This is a genomic window from Mesorhizobium qingshengii (assembly GCF_027563465.1).
Classification (GTDB): domain Bacteria; phylum Pseudomonadota; class Alphaproteobacteria; order Rhizobiales; family Rhizobiaceae; genus Mesorhizobium; species Mesorhizobium qingshengii_A.
In genome coordinates this window covers 1-1,539 of record NZ_JAPFQA010000052.1, presented here as the reverse complement: position 1 = coordinate 1,539, position 1,539 = coordinate 1, and the positions used below count along the sequence as shown (strand labels likewise).

The window sequence follows — 1,539 nt, the reverse complement described above, 5'->3', positions numbered from 1 at the left end:
CTCACATGGGGATTACATGGTCAAGTGTGATTTTCCTCCTTCGCGTTTCGGTCCAAGGTCTGAGCCCGATCACGTGACGCGGCCCGGTCGCCGGGCCTCATCCACCTCACATGCGGTCGCCGCTCCTGGCGGCAGCACCAATATCCCGCTTGCGGCGGGCGCAGGCTCAGGAAGACGAAACCATTCTGCCGATCGGCTGTTGAGGCCATGCATATTTTCGGTTCGCCCACCTGGATCCGAAAGGCTGATCAGGCCTTTGCGGAATGGAGGAAAAGGGTGGTGGAAGCGGTCATGCGGTTTTCATGAGCGCTCCCTCGATGATGACGCCGGCGGTCGCGTATTTCCACAGCGCCACCAGCAGCTTGCGGGCGAGCGCGACGATCATCGCCTTCTTGAGGCGGCCGCCGTTGCGCGCCACCCGTTCGCTGAACCAGCGGGCCAGGCCCGAGGCCGGCTGATGGCGCAGCCACAGCCAGGCAAGCTCGACCATCGTCGTTCGCAGCCGCGGATTGCCGGCCTTCGACACGCCTTGTTCGTGATCGATCGTGCCGCTCTTCCATGGGGAAGGTGCCAGTCCCGCGTAGGCGGCCACCTGCCTGCGGTTGTTGAAATGCCGGAACAGCCCTTCGGCGTGGAGGATCGTCGCGAATTCCGGTCCGATGCCCTTCAGCTTGAGCAACATCGCCGCCGGCGTCGAGGCGTCCACCGCCGTCGCGGCGAGCAGCGCGTCGCGCTCGGCCTCCACCGCCTTGATCTGGCCGAGCAGCAATTCGAGACGGTCAAGCTCGCGGCCGATCTGGGCCTTCATGCGGGCCGGCAGGGCGCGGCCATCGCCGGTCCGCAGGTCTTCCAGGCGATCGCGCCGGTCGCGGCGCAAAGGCTCGTAGTCGCGGATGCCCTGGCTGAAGAGCAGGCCTTTGATGCGGTTGACGTGCTCGACCCGTTCGGCGACCAGCACCTTGCGCTCGCGGTTGGTCCGGCGGCGATCCTCATTCTCGGGCGTCGGCACCCGGACCATCGAGCAGACGCGCGGCTCACCCCGCTTGACGGCCAGCAGGGCGCGGATCAGCGCCTCGCCATCGAGCCGATCCGTCTTGGCGCGACGGTGGCGGCGCGACACCGCGATAGATGCCGCATCGACGATGTGACTTTCGATCCAGTCCTCGCGGTTCAGCACCCGGTCGATCCAGAAGCCGTCCAGCCCCGCCTCCTGGATCACCACCAACGGATAAAGCGTGCCCGTGCGCGCCTCGGCCTTGCTGCGCAGCCCGGTGAGGCAGACGAGCAGCCCGGCACTGTCACCGCCGGCGACCATGTGGCGCGACATCTTCTCGCTGCCCGGTGCAATCGAGGTGACTAGCCAGGTCGATCTGGACAGCTCCAGCGAGACGAAGATTGCGCCAAGATCCACGCGGACAGCGGCTTGTAGCTCGGATTGATCGGCGGTCGAAAAATGCATGAAGGGCCTCCAAAGAGCGAGTTGCGATGGCCCACTCTGCCAGAGCGCGGGCCACGATCCACTCCCCATGGGATCTGCCG

At 66.0% G+C, this 1,539-nt stretch carries 1 protein-coding gene; it reads right to left on the bottom strand.

The genetic code is table 11. The annotated features are described in order from the left end of the window. Positions 1–289: 289 nt before the first annotated feature. Positions 290–1,459 (bottom strand): IS110 family transposase, encoded by a 1,170-nt coding sequence (locus OOJ09_RS31900; protein WP_269909020.1) that lies wholly within the window; start codon positions 1,457–1,459, stop codon positions 290–292. Positions 1,460–1,539 lie beyond the last annotated feature (80 nt).

Coding starts and splice junctions, on each gene's coding strand:
- OOJ09_RS31900 (WP_269909020.1), bottom strand. CDS start 1,459: ATGCATTTTTCGACCGCCGATCAATCCGAGCTACAAGCCGCTGTCCGC.